This window comes from Streptomyces sp. NBC_00086 (assembly GCF_026343255.1).
Lineage (GTDB): Bacteria > Actinomycetota > Actinomycetes > Streptomycetales > Streptomycetaceae > Streptomyces.
Window position 1 is genome coordinate 5,683,756 of record NZ_JAPELZ010000001.1, and the last position, 14,699, is coordinate 5,698,454.

A 14,699-nucleotide genomic window follows, 5' to 3' on the forward strand; every position below is an offset into this window, starting at 1 on the left:
GCGCCAGTCTACGGCCGGGCGGAGGCAATCCCGTCAGGCCCCTTCCGCCGGAACCAGGGCCGAAAGCGGAATCGACGGATCCGCCAGCCTCTCCCGGTCCACGGGCGCCTTCGACCTGATCAGGGCCTGGATGTCCTCCGTGACGTCCCACACGTTCACGTTCATCCCGGCCAGGACCCTGCCGTCCGAGAGCCAGAAGGCGATGAACTCCCGCTTGCCCGCGTCCCCGCGGATCAGCACCTGGTCGTAGCCGCCCGCCGGGGCGTACCCCGAGTACTCCAGGCCCACGTCGTACTGGTCGGAGAAGAAGTACGGAACCCGGTCGTACGAGACCTCCTGCCCCAGCATCGCCCGCGCGGCGGCCGGACCGCCGTTGAGCGCGTTCGCCCAATGCTCCACCCGCAGCCGGGTCCCCAGCACCGGGTGGTGCGCGGCCGCCACGTCCCCGACCGCGAAGACGTCCGGGTCGGAGGTGCGCAGCGAGGCGTCCACGGCGATCCCGCCCCCGTGCTCCCGGTCCACCAGGGCCAGGCCCGAGGTCTCCGCCAGCGCGGTCCGCGGGGCGGCCCCGATCGCCGCGAGGACCGCGTGCGCCGGGTGCTCCTCCCCGTCGTCCGTACGGGCCGCCAGCACCATGCCGTCGTGCCCGACGATCTCCGTCAGATGGGAGCCGAAGTGGAAGCGGACCCCGTGCTCGGTGTGCAGGTCGGCGAAGAGCCGGCCGACCTCCGGACCGAGCACCGCGTGCAGCGGGGTCGGGGCCGGCTCGATCACGGTGACCTCGGCCCCGTACCCGCGGGCCGCCGCGGCGACCTCCAGCCCGATCCAGCCGGCGCCCGCGATCAGCAGGTGCCCGTTGTCCCGGCCCAGGCCCGCCAGGGCCTTGCGGAGCCGCTCCGCGTGCGAGAGCCGGCGCAGGTGGTGCACCCCGACCAGCTCGGTGCCGGGGATGTCGAGCCGGCGCGGTTCGGCGCCGGTGGCGAGCAGCAGCTTGTCGTAGGGCAGCGCCGTGCCGTCGCCGAGGACGATCTTCTTGGCGTCCCGGTCGAGGTGGACCGCGGGCTGGCCGAGGTGCAGCTCGATGTCGGAGGCCGCGTACCAGGACGGCTCGTGCACGAAGACGCTCTCGCGCTCCTCCTTGCCCGCCAGGTACCCCTTGGAGAGCGGCGGCCGCTCGTAGGGATGCTCACGCTCGTCTCCGATCAGGATCACCCGCCCCGTGAACCCCTCGGACCTCAGCGTTTCGGCCGCTTTGGCTCCGGCGAGCCCTGCGCCGACGATGACGAACGTCCGGTGTGCGTCGACCACCTGATGCCTCCTCATAACCTCTGCGCCACATGCGGGCACATGCGAGCGTCCCGCACCGAGCCTGCCGCGTGAAGGGGGAGTGGCCCGATCGGCTCACCCTTCGGCGCGTCGCGCGCGCTGGGTGAGGCGGGCGTGCAGGGAGCGTGCGGCTGCGTCCGTGAGGGCCGCGATCTGGTCCACGACCGCCCGCTTCCTGGCCCGGTCGTCCGGGGCCTCGTCGAAGATCGCGCGGAACTGGGGGTCCAGACCCTCGGGTGCGCGGGCGCTGACGGCCTCCGCGAGCTCGGCCAGGACGATGCGCTGATCGGCGCGGATCCGCTCCTGCTCGTCGCGCTGTATGACGTACAGGTCGGCCACCGCCTTCAGTACGGCGCACTCGTTGCGGGCCTCGCGGGGCACCACCAGCTCCGCCGCGTACCGGGTCAGCCGGCCGGTCCCGTACGCCTGCCGGGTGGCGCCCTCGGCGGCCAGGCAGAAGCGGCCGATCAGCTGGCTGGTCGCGTCCTTCAGCCGGGCCTGGGCCACGGCCGAGCCGTCGTACCCGTGCGGCCACCACTCCTGCTCCATCAAGCGGTCCAGGGCCTCGCGGAGCTCTTCCGGCTCGGTGTCGGAGGGCACGTACCGGCCGATGGCCACGCGCCAGATCTCGGTGCGCTCGGGCTCGGCGAACAGCAGGTTCGGGTCGAGGTGGCCGGCGTGCAGGCCGTCCTCGAAGTCGTGGACGGAGTACGCCACGTCGTCCGACCAGTCCATGACCTGCGCCTCGAAGCACTTGCGGTCCGCGGGCGCGCCGCGGCGCAGCCACTCGAAGACGGGCAGGTCGTCCTCGTAGGCGCCGAACTTCACCGAGCCCGGGTCGGTGGGGTGGTCCCCGCGCGCCCAGGGGTACTTGGTGGCGGCGTCCAGGCAGGCCCGGGTGAGGTTGAGCCCGACGCTGACCAGGGTGCCGGTCTGCGGATCGGGGACGAACCGCTTGGGCTCCAGCCGGGTCAGCAGGCGCAGCGACTGAGCGTTGCCCTCGAAGCCGCCGCAGTCCTTGGCGAACTCGTTGAGCGCCTCCTCGCCGTTGTGGCCGAAGGGCGGGTGCCCCATGTCGTGCGACAGGCAGGCGGCTTCGACCAGATCGGGATCGCAGCCGAGCGCGGCGCCGAGCTCGCGGCCGACCTGGGCGCATTCGAGGGAGTGCGTCAGCCGCGTACGGGGACTCGCGTCCCAGTCGTACGAACGCGTCCCCGGGGTCACCACCTGCGTCTTCCCGGCGAGCCGGCGCAGGGCGGCGGAGTGCAGCACGCGGGCGCGGTCGCGCTGGAAGGCGGTCCGCCCGGGCCGTTTGTCGGGCTCGGTGGCCCAGCGCTCGGTATCGGCGGGATCGTACGGCTCGCCGGGCAGGTCGAGGGCGGGTCGGACAGGTGCGGTGGTGCCTTCCATGCCTTCCATGGTCCAAACGGTAACCGCACGGGCCGACAAGACGAGTCAAGAGGAGCAATCCGAGCGATTGCGAACCAACCCGACCGTTACGCGGTGGCCAGTTCGAGCGGCTGCTCCCGCTCTACGGGCGCTGCGAGCGCGGCGGCGGCTTCGTCGTAGCGCTGGAGCACCAGCCGGGCCAGCGCCGGATGGGCCCCCAGCGGGGCGGCGGCCGGACCCGGTGCGGCGGCGGCGCTCTCCGCGGCGAAACGGCCCGGGGCGGTGAAGTAGGAGGCGACCGCGACCCGGTGGAGCCCCCGCGCGGCCAGCGCCCGCACGGCGGCGGCCACTCCGGGCGCGGTGCCCGAGGCATAGGCGGCCACCACGGGCACCCCGCCGAGGCGTTCCGAGAGCAGGTCGGCGGTGGCCCGCACATCGGCGGCGGAGTCGGGGTCGCGGGACCCGGCGGCGGCCAGCACCACCGCCGACCCGGCGCTCCAGCCGGCCTCCACGAGCCGCTCGTACAGTGCCTCGACGAGCAGCGGATGCGGCCCGAGCGGGGCGGCGACGCGGGTCCGCAGATGCCCGGCGCGGGCGGCGGCGGCCGGCAGGTCCCGCTTGACGTGGGTGCCGCGGCCGAGCAGCAGCGGCACCAGGACGGCGGCCCCGGCGGTCCGGTCGAGGGTGTGGTCCAGCAGCGGGTGGTTCAGCTCGATGTGACCGAGCCGGACGTCGAGGCGGGGACGGAGCTCGCGGACCCGTTCGAGCAGGGCTTCGACGGTGTGGAGGGCACGCGGATCGCGGCTGCCGTGGGCCACGGCGACGAGGGCGGGCTGCTGCATGGCGGGACTCCTGCGTGGTGTCGGGGGCGCAGACCTCTGAGCTGCGTACCGAGCTGGGCGGTGATCCGGGTCAGCAGCTCCGCCGTGGTCGCGGGCGGCAGTGGTGGGAGGGGCCGTGGTGGGAGGGGCTGGGGCGGGGACTCGGGAGGATGCGCCGGCTCCGTCATGAACCGATCCTGCGCGCGGCAGGTTGCCGATGCGTTGCGCGGGCGTGACGGGTGTTTGCCACCTGCTCACAGGGGGGTGGACGGCGGGGTGGGGTCGGGGCGCGCTTGCCGGTGCGCGGGCTCCCGGGGCCTTCGGCGTGCGCGCGCGTGAGGTGACGGTCTGGCTGCTGGTCGCCCTGGCGTCCGCGGCGCTCCTCACCGCCGCTTCCGGCAGCACCACCGGGAGGCGGAGCCCGAACTGCGGTTGGCGTGGGTCTCCTTCCCGCTGCCGGCGCTGGGCCGGGGAGCGGCGCAGGCCGTGGTGCGGTCCCTGTCGTGAGGCCCGGGGCAGGGGGCACCGGGCAACCGCCGGGACCGTACACGCGTCCGTAGACGACAGGACCGGCGGCAGTAGGACCGGCAACAGCTGGACCACCGGCACCACCAGCAAGGGGATCGCATTGAGGCGCGCAGCACTACGAGGTCTGCCGGGGGCGGCATGGGAGCGGCTGAGGGCCGTACGGATCACCGTGCCCCGGACCGTGCGCGCCCGGCGGAGGGCCGTCCAGGTGGTGATGGCGCTCTGCGTGCTGGCCCTGCTGCCCTCGGCGTGGACGCACGCGTCCGCCGGGCCCCGGCTGCGGACCACCGCCGACGCGCCCGCCGCCGAGGTGGCCGTGGTCTTCGGCGCCGGGCTGTGGAACGGCCGGCCCACCCCGTACCTCGCGCGCCGGCTCGACGCCGCGGTCGAGCTCTACCGCGCGGGGAAGGTCAAGGTCGTCCTGGTCACGGGCGACAACAGCCGCACCGACTACGACGAGCCCGACGCGATGCGCGCGTACCTGACGGGCCACGGGGTGCCCGACGCCCGTGTCGTCAGCGACTACGCCGGATTCGACTCGTGGGACTCCTGCGTCCGGGCCCGGGAGGTCTTCGGCGTGCACCGGGCGGTGCTGATCAGCCAGGGCTTCCACATCCGCCGGGCCGTCGCGCTGTGCCGGGCCGCGGGCGTGGACGTGTACGGGGTCGGGGTGTCCGACGTGCACGACGCGACCTGGTACTACGGCGGGGCCCGCGAGGTCTTCGCCGCCGGCAAGGCGGCCATGGACGCGGTCTTCGAGCCGGAGCCGCGGTTCCTGGGGCCGAAGGAAGAGGGGGTGTCGCGGGCCCTGGCCTCTCTGGCAGACTGACGCCGCGATCGGCATATGCCGATTAGTCATATACCGATCTGTCTCGTGCGTCAGGGGTGTGGAACCGTGGCTGTTGTGGATCTGAGCGGCAAGGTCGTCGTCATCACCGGTGGGGCCCGCGGCCTCGGCGCGGCGGCCGCGCAGACCGTCGTGGAGGGCGGCGGCAAGGTGCTGATCACCGACGTCCTGGAGGCCGAGGGAGCCGAGACGGCGGCCAAGCTCGGCGACGCGGCGCGCTTCCTGCGCCACGACGTGACCAGCGAATCCGACTGGGACGCGGCCCTCGCCTTCGCCCTCGCCGAGTTCGGCCGCATCGACGGACTGGTCAACAACGCCGGCATCGCCACCGGCCAGTTCCTGGAGCACGAGAGCGTCGAGCACTTCCGCAAGGTCGTCGAGATCAACCTCGTCGGCGTCTTCATCGGCATCAAGGCCGCGATCCCGCTGATGCGGGAGAACGGCGGCGGCTCCATCGTCAACATCTCCTCCGCCGCCGGCCTCACCGGCCTCGCCCTGACCGCCGGCTACGGGGCCTCCAAGTGGGGCGTGCGCGGACTGTCGAAGATCGGCGCGGTCGAGCTCGCCGAGTCGAAGATCCGCGTCAACTCCGTGCACCCCGGCATGACGCTCACCCCGATGACGGCCCCGGTCGGCATCCAGGCGGGCGAGGGCAACTACCCCGGCGCCCCCCTCGGCCGCGTCGGCCTCCCCGAGGAGATCGCCGCCGCCGTCGCCTTCCTCCTCTCGGACGCCGCGGGCTACATGACCGGCGCCGAGCTCGCGGTCGACGGCGGCTGGACGGCCGGCCTCACGGTGAAGTACCTGACGGGCCAGTGACCCCGGGCCCGGCGCCGGGCACGGGCCAGTGACCCCGGGCCCGGCGCCGGCATCGTGTGCGCCGGGACCCCCGGCCCCGGCGACCGGATCGTGTACGCCGGGATCCCCGGCCCCCTCCGGAGCGCCGGGCCTCCTCACCGGAGCCGCCGGGCCGCGCTGAGGTGGAGCACGCCGACTTGTAACGCGGGGCGGCCGTCGGCGTAACACCGCCGACGCACGCTGGGCTCCATGCACAAGCCGGACGCCGTCACCGCCGCCACCGCCACGCACTGTCCGTACTGCGCGCTGCAGTGCGGCATGAACCTCCGCCCCGAGCCCGGCGGCGCGGGCGTGCTGGTGGAGGAGCGTGCCGACTTCCCCGTGAACCGGGGCGCGCTGTGCGGCAAGGGCCGTACCGCCCCCGCCGTGCTCTCCTCCCGGGTGCGCCTCACCGAGCCGCTCATCCGCACCCACGCAGGGCGGCTGGAGCCGGCCACCTGGGAGGAGGCCCTGGACGCCGTCGCCGAGGGCCTCGCCCGCACGCGGCGGTCGTACGGGGCCGACGCGGTCGGGGTGTTCGGCGGCGGCGGGCTGACCAACGAGAAGGCGTACGCCCTCGGAAAGTTCGCCCGCATCGCGCTGGGGACCTCGCAGATCGACTACAACGGCCGGTTCTGCATGTCCTCCGCCGCCGCCGCGCACCAGCGGGCCTTCGGGCTCGACCGGGGGCTGCCCTTCCCGCTGGAGGACATCCCCCGGACCGGCTGCGTCATCCTCGTCGGCTCCAACCCCGCCGACACCATGCCGCCCGCGCTCCGCTTCTTCCGGGAACTCCGCGAGAACGGCGGCACGCTGATCGTGGTGGACCCGCGCCGCACGCGCACCGCCGAACAAGCCGACCTGCACCTGGCCCCGCGCCCCGGCACGGACCTCGCGCTGGCGCTCGGCCTGCTGCACCTCGTCGTCGCGGGCGGCCACACCGACGAGGCGTTCATCGCCGAGCGCACCAGCGGCTGGGAGGAGGCCCGGGCCGGCGCGATGGCGCACTGGCCGGAGCTGGTGGAGCGCATCACCGGAGTGCCGGTGCCCAAGCTCCGCGAGGCGGTGGCGATGTTCTGTGCCCCCGAATCCGCGATGGTGCTCACCGCACGCGGCCCCGAGCAGCAGTCCAAGGGCGTCGACACCGTCGGAGCCTGGATCAACCTCTGCCTCGCCACCGGCCGGGCCGGCCGCCCGCTCTCCGGCTACGGCTGCCTCACCGGCCAGGGCAACGGCCAGGGCGGTCGCGAACACGGCCAGAAGGCCGACCAGCTCCCCGGCTACCGCAAACTGACCGACCCGGCGGCCCGGGCCCACGTCGCCGGGATCTGGGGGATCGACCCCGACACGCTCCCCGGCCCGGGCCGCAGCGCCTACGAACTCCTCGACGCACTGGGCGGGGACGTCAAGGCCCTCCTCCTCATGGGCTCCAACCCGGTGGTCTCGGCCCCGCGCGCCGGCCACATCGAGGACCGCATCCGCTCCCTGGACTTCCTGGCCGTCGCCGACGTGGTCCTGTCCGAGACGGCGGCCCTGGCCGACGTGGTCCTCCCGGTCACCCAGTGGGCGGAGGAGACCGGCACCACCACCAACCTGGAGGGCCGCGTCCTGCTGCGCCGCCGGGCCCTGACCCCGCCGCCGGGGGTCCGCTCCGACCTGGAGGTCCTGCACGGCCTGGCCACCCGCCTCGGCATGCCGAAGGCCTTCCCGACCGACGCCGAGGAGGTCTTCGAGGAGCTGCGCCGCGCCTCGGCGGGCGGCCCGGCGGACTACTCGGGCATCACGTACGCCCGCATCGAAGCGGAACAGGGCGTCTTCTGGCCCTGTCCGGCGGAGCCCGGCCCCGCCGCCGAGCCCCACCCCGGCACCCCGCGCCTCTTCCTGGACCGCTTCGCCACCGAGGACGGCCGGGCCCGCTTCGTGCCCGTCACCCACCGCGACGCCGCCGAGGTCCCGGACGCGGAGTACCCGCTCCTCCTCACCACCGGCCGGGTCGTCGCCCAGTACCAGTCGGGCGCGCAGACCCGCCGGGTGGACGAGCTCAACGAAGCCGCCCCCGGCCCCTTCGTGGAACTCCACCCGCGCCTCGCGGCCCGCATCGGCGCGGTCGACGGAGCCCCCCTCGCGGTCACCTCCCGGCGCGGCCGCGCGGTGGCCCCGGCCCGGATCACGGACACCATCCGCGCGGACACCGTCTTCATGCCCTTCCACTGGCCGGGCGAGGGCCGCGCGAACACCCTGACGAACCCGGCGCTGGACCCGGTGTCCCGGATGCCGGAGTTCAAGGTCTGCGCGGTCCGGGTGGAACCGGCCTAACGCTCCGCGAAGGTGGGCGCCAGCGCCGCAAGCAGGCGCTCCGCGTAGGACTCGGCGGAGCCGGGGATCGTCGGGTACTCCGTGTGGAACGCGGCCCAGTCCGTCCGCGCGAGTTCCTCGAAGTGCGCGGGGGCAGGGACCGGTTGCCCGCCCCCGCCGACCTCGAATTCGCCGGAGAGCCGGAACACCTCCGCCAGCAGCGGGTACGGCAGCGCGCAGCCCTCCGCCAGCAGAACCGCGTCGTATAGGTCCTTGCCCTGCGGGTACAGGTCCCCGGCCAGCCACAACAGCTTCCAGGCGAGGGACAGTTCCCGGGTGGCCCCCAGCAGCGGGACCCCCGCCACCACCACGGGCTCGGGCAGGGCGGGCAGGGGCTCGTTGAAGACGAAGTCCAGCTGGACCTGGCCGCCCCGCATCCCCGGTGCCGACCAGGGCAGGACCAGCCTGCGCCCCGGAACGCGCTCGTACGTCCAGATGTACTCGGAGACCGCCTCCGAAGCCGGCATCACCAGGCCGCTGTACGGGGCCAGCCGCTCGGCCCCGGCCGCGATCGCGTCCAGCAGGCGCCCGGTGCGGTCCTCCTCGATCATCCAGTCCGCGGGAACCACGACGAAGTCCAGGTCGTGCGGCTCCCGCGCGATCTTCCCGAACCACTGCGCCATCAGCATGCTGCCGCGCAGCACCACCGAATCGGCGTCGCCGGAGGCCCCGACCGCACGCAACGCCACGTCCATCGCCGTCCGCCGGGCCGACCGCCAGGCCTCTCGCGCCGCCGGCTCCGGGATCACCGGATCCAGCGGCCGGTACGCCTCGGAGAAGTGCTTGAGGGCGGGATCGAAGGCCACCGCGGTCGGATCGCCCCGGTCGCCCGTCCGCAGGGTCCGGGGCCGCTCGTCCCTCCGTCGCCGCTGCTCCGCCGCCGCCTCCGCGGGATCGTCCGGACCGCCCGGAATCGACGGTTTCCACTCCTGGCCGCTCATCGCGGGTCCCCCTCCTCGATCCACCCGTCGTCCACCGACAGGTCGCTGTCGTACAGCACGAACTCCCGCTCCTCCGAGCGGATTTCATACCCGGCCCCGGCCAGCGCCGCGACCAGCGCATCGCACGCCGCCCCCGCTTCCGCCGCCGTACCCCACCACCGCTGGGTCACGAAACGTTCCTGCCGCGCCCCCGGCAGGACCCGGCGGGCGTTCCAGGAGACGTGGGCCGCGTGCCGGACCGCCAGGGACTCCAGGGCCGGGCGGTCCCAGTCGACCGGGAGCCGCAGTTTGAGATGGTGTTCGAAGTAGCCGCCGCCCGGCCCCGGGGGCTCCGTGGTCCACGGGACCGTCTCCACCTTGACCCGGACCGGGTCGAAGCCGGCCGCGCGCAGCCGGGGCACCAGGACCTCGTGCCCGCCCCGGTCGGGCAGCGTCAGCATCGGCTGCGAGGTCATCCGGCCCCGGGCCAGCACGATGTGCGTGACTTTCAACTCCCGCTCCACGGCCCACGATTCGAGCCGCGCCAACTCCACCGGGTCCGGGCAGCGCACGGTGACATGGGTTTCGTACACAGACATGACCACGATCCTCTCGGACATGCGTCCGATCCGCATCGGGGTTCCGGTCCGGGGGTAACGATGGGTCACGCACCGGACCCAGAAAGTGGTCGCACGCCCCTCGTGGCAGCGATGTGTCGTACCCCACACTGAGGTGCGGTGCACCCGTCCTCGGAGCCCTGTGGAGGTCGCCCCCGTGCAGACCCAGAGCCTGACCGTCACCGTCAGCCCGCCCGCCGAAGTGCCCGCGGCCGAAGAGCCCGAGCCCGGGGCGGAGGCAGACGCCGTGCACGAGGAGGAGGCGGAGGAGCCCGAGGAGCCAGAAGTCCTGGAGCTGATGGAGAAGGTGCCCACGCCGCGCAAGCGCCCGGCGGAAGGCTCCGGCGGAGCGGGACCGTCCGCCGACCTCTTCCGGCAGTACCTGCGCGAGATAGGCAGGATCCCGCTGCTCACCGCCGTCGAGGAGGTCGAGCTCGCGCGCCGCGTGGAAGCGGGCCTGTTCGCGGAGGAGAAGCTCGGCAGCGGAGCCCCGCTCGACCTGCAGCTCACCCTCGACCTCGACAAGCTCGTGGTCATGGGCCGCATGGCCAAGCGCCGCCTCATCGAGTCGAACCTGCGGCTCGTCGTCTCCGTGGCCAAGCGCTACGTCGGCCGCGGACTGACCATGCTCGACCTGGTCCAGGAGGGGAACCTCGGACTGATCCGCGCCGTCGAGAAGTTCGACTACGCCCGCGGCTACAAGTTCTCCACCTACGCCACCTGGTGGATCCGCCAGGCCATGTCCCGGGCACTGGCCGACCAGGCCCGCACCATCCGGGTCCCCGTCCACGTCGTGGAGCTGATCAACCGCGTCGTGCGCGTCCAGCGCCGCATGCTCCAGGAGCGGGGGTACGAACCCACCGCCGAAGAGGTCGCCGTCCACCTGGAGCTGACCCCCGAGCGGGTCCTGGAAGTGCTGCGCCTCGCGCAGGAACCGGTCTCCCTGCACGCCCCCGTGGGCGAGGAGGACGATGTCGCGCTCGGCGACCTCATCGAGGACGGGGACGCCGCCTCCCCGGTCGAATCGGCCGCGTTCTTCCTGCTCCGCGAGCACCTCGAAGCGGTGCTCTCCACCCTCGGGGAGCGGGAGCGCAAGGTCGTCCAGCTCCGCTACGGGCTCGCCGACGGGCGGCCGCGCACCCTGGAGGAGATCGGGCGGATCTTCGGGGTGACCCGGGAGCGGATCCGCCAGATCGAGTCCAAGACCCTCAACAAGCTCCGCGACCACGCCTTCGCGGACCAGCTGCGCGGCTATCTGGACTGAGCCCGTACGCGGGCAGGTACGGAAAAGGGGCGCCCCGTAGGGCGCCCCTCCCGGTACCGGCCGCGCTAGTCGACCTCGGCCACCGCCTGCGCGAACTGCGCCGCGTACAGCCGCGCGTAGGCGCCGCCCGAGAGCAGCAGCTCCTCGTGCGTGCCCTGTTCCACGATCGAGCCGCTCTCCATGACCAGGATCAGGTCCGCGTCGCGGATCGTGGACAGCCGGTGCGCGATCACGAAGGACGTACGGCCGTGCGCGAGGCGCGCCATCGCCTTCTGGATCAGCACCTCGGTACGGGTGTCCACCGAGCTCGTCGCCTCGTCGAGCACCAGGATCACCGGGTCGGACAGGAACGCCCGCGCGATGGTGATCAGCTGCTTCTCGCCCGCGCTGACGCCGGCGCCCTCGTCGTCCAGCACCGTGTCGTAGCCCTCGGGCAGGGTGCGGACGAACCGGTCGGCGTGGGCCGCCCGCGCGGCCTCCTCGACCTCGGCGCGCGTGACCTCGCGCGTGGCTCCGTACGCGATGTTCTCCGCGATGGTGCCGCCGAACAGCCAGGTGTCCTGGAGCACCATGCCGATGCCGCTGCGCAGTTCCTCGCGGGTCATCTTCGCGATGTCCACCCCGTCGAGGGCGATCTCCCCGCCCGTGACCTCGTAGAACCGCATCAGCAGGTTGACCAGCGTGGTCTTGCCGGCGCCGGTCGGGCCGACGATCGCGACCGTCTGTCCGGGGTCGACGCTCAGCGAGAGGTTCTCGATCAGCGGCTTGTCGGGCTCGTAGCGGAAGGCGACCTTGTCGAAGGTGACGTGCCCGCGCAGGTTCTCCGGACGCTCCGGAACCTCCGCGTCCGCCTCCTGCTCCGGGGCGTCCAGCAGCTCGTAGACCCGCTCCGCGGAGGCGACGCCGGACTGCACCAGGTTCGCCATGGAGGCGACCTGCGTCAGCGGCATCGAGAACTGGCGCGTGTACTGGATGAAGGCCTGGACGTCACCGATCGACAGGGTGCCCGAGGCCACCTTCAGACCGCCGACGACCGCGACGAGCACGTAGTTGATGTTCGAGATGAACAGCATCACCGGCTGCATGATCCCGCTGACCAGCTGCGCCTTGAAGGAGGCCCGGTACAGCGCCTCGTTCTGCTCGGCGAACAGGGCCGCGGACTCCTTCTGCCGGCCGAAGACCTTGACCAGGGTGTGGCCCGAGTACATCTCCTCGACGTGCGCGTTCAGGGCGCCCGTGGACTTCCACTGCGCCACGAACTGCGGCTGTGACTTCTTGCCGATCTTCGCGGCCACGTACGCGGACACCGGGATGGTCACCAGCGCGACCAGCGCCAGCACCGGCGAGATCCAGAACATCATCGCGAGCACGCCGACGATCGTCAGGAGCGAGTTGAGCAGCTGACCCATCGTCTGCTGGATCGTCTGCCCGATGTTGTCGATGTCGTTCGTGGCCCGGCTGAGCACCTCGCCGCGCTTCTGCTGGTCGAAGTACGACAGCGGCAGCCGCGAGAGCTTCGCCTGGAGCTGCTCGCGCATCCGGTAGACGGTGCCGTTCATGATGTGGTTCGACAGCCGGGTGGCGACCAGCATCAGCAGACCGGCGACCGTGAAGACGGCCAGCGCCCACAGCGCCACCGACCCGACCGCGCCGAAGTCGATGCCCTTGCCCGGGGTGAAGTCGGTGCCGGACAGCATGTCCGCCATCCCGCCGTCGCCCCTGGCGCGCAGAGCGTCCAGCGCCTGCTGCTTGCTGAGGCCCTTGTCGAAGCTCCGGCCGACGATCCCCGCGAACACGAGGTCGGTGGCCTCGCCGAGGATCTTCGGCCCGGTCACCGACGCGGCGACGCTGCCGACGACCGCGAGGATCATGCCCCACAGCTTGGCCCGGTCGCGCGCCAGCGCGGCCAGCAGCCGCTTGCCCGAGCCCTTGAAGTCCATGGACCGCGTCGTCGGCGGTCCCATCATCATCCGTCCTCCGGGCCCGCTCACGCCGCCTCCGCTTCCGTCAGCTGGGAGAGCACGATCTCCCGGTAGGTCTCATTGCCGGCCATCAGCTCGTGGTGGCGCCCCTCGCCCACCACCTGCCCCTCGTCGAGGACGATGATCCGGTCCGCGTCGCGGATCGTGGAGACCCGCTGGGCGACGATGACCACGGTCGCCTCCTCGGTCTCGCGGGCGAGCGCGGAGCGCAGCGCCGCGTCCGTGGCGTAGTCCAGGGCCGAGAACGAGTCGTCGAACAGGTAGATCTCCGGGCGCTGTACGAGCGTGCGCGCGATCGCGAGCCGCTGGCGCTGGCCGCCGGAGACGTTGGTGCCGCCCTGGGTGATCGGGGCGTCGAGCCCGCCCTCCAGCTCGGACACGAAGCCCTTGGCCTGCGCGACCTCCAGCGCGTGCCAGAGCTCCTCGTCGGTGGCCTCGGGGCGCCCGTAGCGCAGGTTGCTGGCGACGGTGCCGGAGAAGAGGTACGGCTTCTGCGGCACCATGCCGACGGTCTTGGCGAGCAGGTCGGGGTCGAGGCGCCGTACGTCCTCCCCGTCCACGAGCACGTCGCCGCCGGTCGCGTCGAACAGCCGGGGGATCAGCCCCAGCAGCGTGGACTTGCCGCTGCCGGTGGAGCCGATCACCGCGGTGGTCTCGCCGGGGCGGGCCACGAGGTCGACCCCGCGCAGGACGGGGGCCTCGGCGCCCGGGTAGCGGAAGTCGGCGCCGCGCAGTTCCAGGCGGCCGTGGTGGAGCAGCTTACGGACCGGGTCGGTGGGCGGGACCACGCTGGATTCGGTGTCCAGGACCTCCTGGACGCGCTCGGCGCAGACCTCGGCGCGCGGCACCATCATGAACATGAAGGTGGCCATCATCACGGACATGACGATCTGCATCAGGTAGGCGAGGAACGCCGTCAGCTGGCCGATCTCCATCCCGCCGGCGTCGATGCGCATCGCGCCGAACCAGACGACGGCGACGCTGGAGATGTTCACGACCACGATCACGGTCGGGAACATCAGGGCGAGCAGCTTGCCGGCCGCCAGCGAGACGCCGGTGAGGTCGGCGTTGGCCTCGCGGAAGCGCTCCTTCTCGTAGTCGTCGCGGATGAAGGCGCGGATCACCCGGTTGCCGGTGATCTGCTCGCGCAGGACCCGGTTGACCGTGTCCAGGCGGGTCTGCATCTTCCGGAACAGCGGGCGGGTCTTCAGCACGATGGCGCCGACCGACAGGCCGAGGATCGGGACCACCGCGAGCAGCACGCCCGAGAGCTTCACGTCCAGCGAGAGCGCCATGAAGATGCCGCCGACGCACATGATCGGCGCGGAGACCATGAGCGTGAAGGTCATCAGCACGAGCATCTGGATCTGCTGCACGTCGTTCGTCGTACGGGTGATCAGCGACGGGGCGCCGAAGTGGCCGAGCTCGCGCGCGGAGAAGCTCTGCACGCGGTCGAAGACGCCGGCCCGGACGTCCCGGCCGAAGGCCGCGGCGGTGCGGGCGCCGTAGTAGACGGCGCCGACGTTGCAGACGAGCTGGACCAGCGAGACGCCGAGCATCAGTGCGCCGAAGCGCAGGATGTAGCCGGTGTCGCCGTTCACGACACCGTTGTCAATGATGTCGGCGTTCAGCGTGGGCAGGTAGAGGCTCGCGCTGGTCTGCAGCAGTTGCAGCAGGACCAGCACGGCGATCGGTTTCCGGTACGGACCCAGGTGGGTCCGCAGAAGTCGTATGAGCACGCGCAGGCTCCGGTCGGCAAGATCGAGGGGGATTCACTCCATCTTCTGCCAACCGGAGGCCGGAACCCACCGCT

11 protein-coding genes are annotated in these 14,699 nt (G+C 72.6%); 4 read left to right on the top strand and 7 right to left on the bottom strand.

Annotated features, from left to right (window positions below):
* Positions 1 to 33 precede the first annotated feature (33 nt).
* The 3 genes from OG276_RS25555 to OG276_RS25565 all read right to left on the bottom strand — a co-directional run bounded on the left by OG276_RS25555 (position 34) and on the right by OG276_RS25565 (position 3,557).
* Positions 34 to 1,308, bottom strand: coding sequence for an NAD(P)/FAD-dependent oxidoreductase (locus tag OG276_RS25555; protein WP_266909034.1), 1,275 nt, complete (start codon positions 1,306 to 1,308; stop codon positions 34 to 36).
* A 93-nt stretch (positions 1,309 to 1,401) separates the two neighbouring features.
* The gene (locus tag OG276_RS25560) at positions 1,402 to 2,745 is read right to left on the bottom strand and encodes a deoxyguanosinetriphosphate triphosphohydrolase (RefSeq protein ID WP_266909035.1); all 1,344 of its coding nucleotides are present in this window, start codon (positions 2,743 to 2,745) and stop codon (positions 1,402 to 1,404) included.
* A gap of 77 nt (positions 2,746 to 2,822) precedes the next feature.
* Positions 2,823 to 3,557 carry a sirohydrochlorin chelatase gene (locus OG276_RS25565; RefSeq protein WP_266909036.1) on the bottom strand — a complete coding sequence of 245 codons (735 nt, stop codon included), beginning with the start codon at positions 3,555 to 3,557 and terminating at the stop codon, positions 2,823 to 2,825.
* Between the two features lie 721 nt (positions 3,558 to 4,278).
* On the opposite strand from OG276_RS25565, the gene OG276_RS25570 reads away from it, so the two are divergent.
* The 3 genes from OG276_RS25570 to OG276_RS25580 all read left to right on the top strand — a co-directional run bounded on the left by OG276_RS25570 (position 4,279) and on the right by OG276_RS25580 (position 8,064).
* Positions 4,279 to 4,893: a vancomycin high temperature exclusion protein gene (locus tag OG276_RS25570; RefSeq protein ID WP_266913105.1), complete on the top strand. Its 615-nt coding sequence runs from the start codon at positions 4,279 to 4,281 to the stop codon at positions 4,891 to 4,893.
* 15 nt (positions 4,894 to 4,908) lie between these two features.
* Entirely contained in the window at positions 4,909 to 5,730 is an 822-nt protein-coding gene (locus OG276_RS25575; RefSeq protein WP_266909037.1) for a glucose 1-dehydrogenase, read from the top strand.
* A gap of 228 nt (positions 5,731 to 5,958) precedes the next feature.
* Positions 5,959 to 8,064 (top strand): molybdopterin oxidoreductase family protein, encoded by a 2,106-nt coding sequence (locus tag OG276_RS25580; protein ID WP_266909038.1) that lies wholly within the window; start codon positions 5,959 to 5,961, stop codon positions 8,062 to 8,064.
* On the opposite strand, the gene OG276_RS25585 is transcribed toward OG276_RS25580, so the two are convergent.
* Together OG276_RS25585 and OG276_RS25590 are read right to left on the bottom strand one after the other, a co-directional pair.
* Positions 8,061 to 9,044 (bottom strand): nucleotidyl transferase AbiEii/AbiGii toxin family protein, encoded by a 984-nt coding sequence (locus tag OG276_RS25585; protein ID WP_266909039.1) that lies wholly within the window; start codon positions 9,042 to 9,044, stop codon positions 8,061 to 8,063. The two genes, OG276_RS25580 and OG276_RS25585, sit on opposite strands and share 4 nt — an antisense overlap.
* Positions 9,041 to 9,622 carry a hypothetical protein gene (locus OG276_RS25590; RefSeq protein WP_266909040.1) on the bottom strand — a complete coding sequence of 194 codons (582 nt, stop codon included), beginning with the start codon at positions 9,620 to 9,622 and terminating at the stop codon, positions 9,041 to 9,043. Before OG276_RS25590 ends, OG276_RS25585 begins: the two co-directional genes overlap by 4 nt.
* Before the next feature lie 175 nt (positions 9,623 to 9,797).
* Here OG276_RS25590 and OG276_RS25595 point away from each other — a divergent pair, with 175 nt between their 5' ends.
* Positions 9,798 to 10,904 (top strand): RNA polymerase sigma factor, encoded by a 1,107-nt coding sequence (locus tag OG276_RS25595; protein ID WP_266909041.1) that lies wholly within the window; start codon positions 9,798 to 9,800, stop codon positions 10,902 to 10,904.
* 65 nt (positions 10,905 to 10,969) lie between these two features.
* Here OG276_RS25595 and OG276_RS25600 read toward each other — a convergent pair whose 3' ends face one another.
* Complete coding sequence (locus OG276_RS25600; protein ID WP_266909042.1) at positions 10,970 to 12,895, bottom strand: ABC transporter ATP-binding protein; 1,926 nt, start codon at positions 12,893 to 12,895, stop codon at positions 10,970 to 10,972.
* Positions 12,892 to 14,625 carry an ABC transporter ATP-binding protein gene (locus OG276_RS25605; RefSeq protein WP_266909043.1) on the bottom strand — a complete coding sequence of 578 codons (1,734 nt, stop codon included), beginning with the start codon at positions 14,623 to 14,625 and terminating at the stop codon, positions 12,892 to 12,894. The genes OG276_RS25600 and OG276_RS25605 overlap by 4 nt, the downstream gene beginning before the upstream one ends.
* Between the last annotated feature and the right edge of the window lie 74 nt (positions 14,626 to 14,699).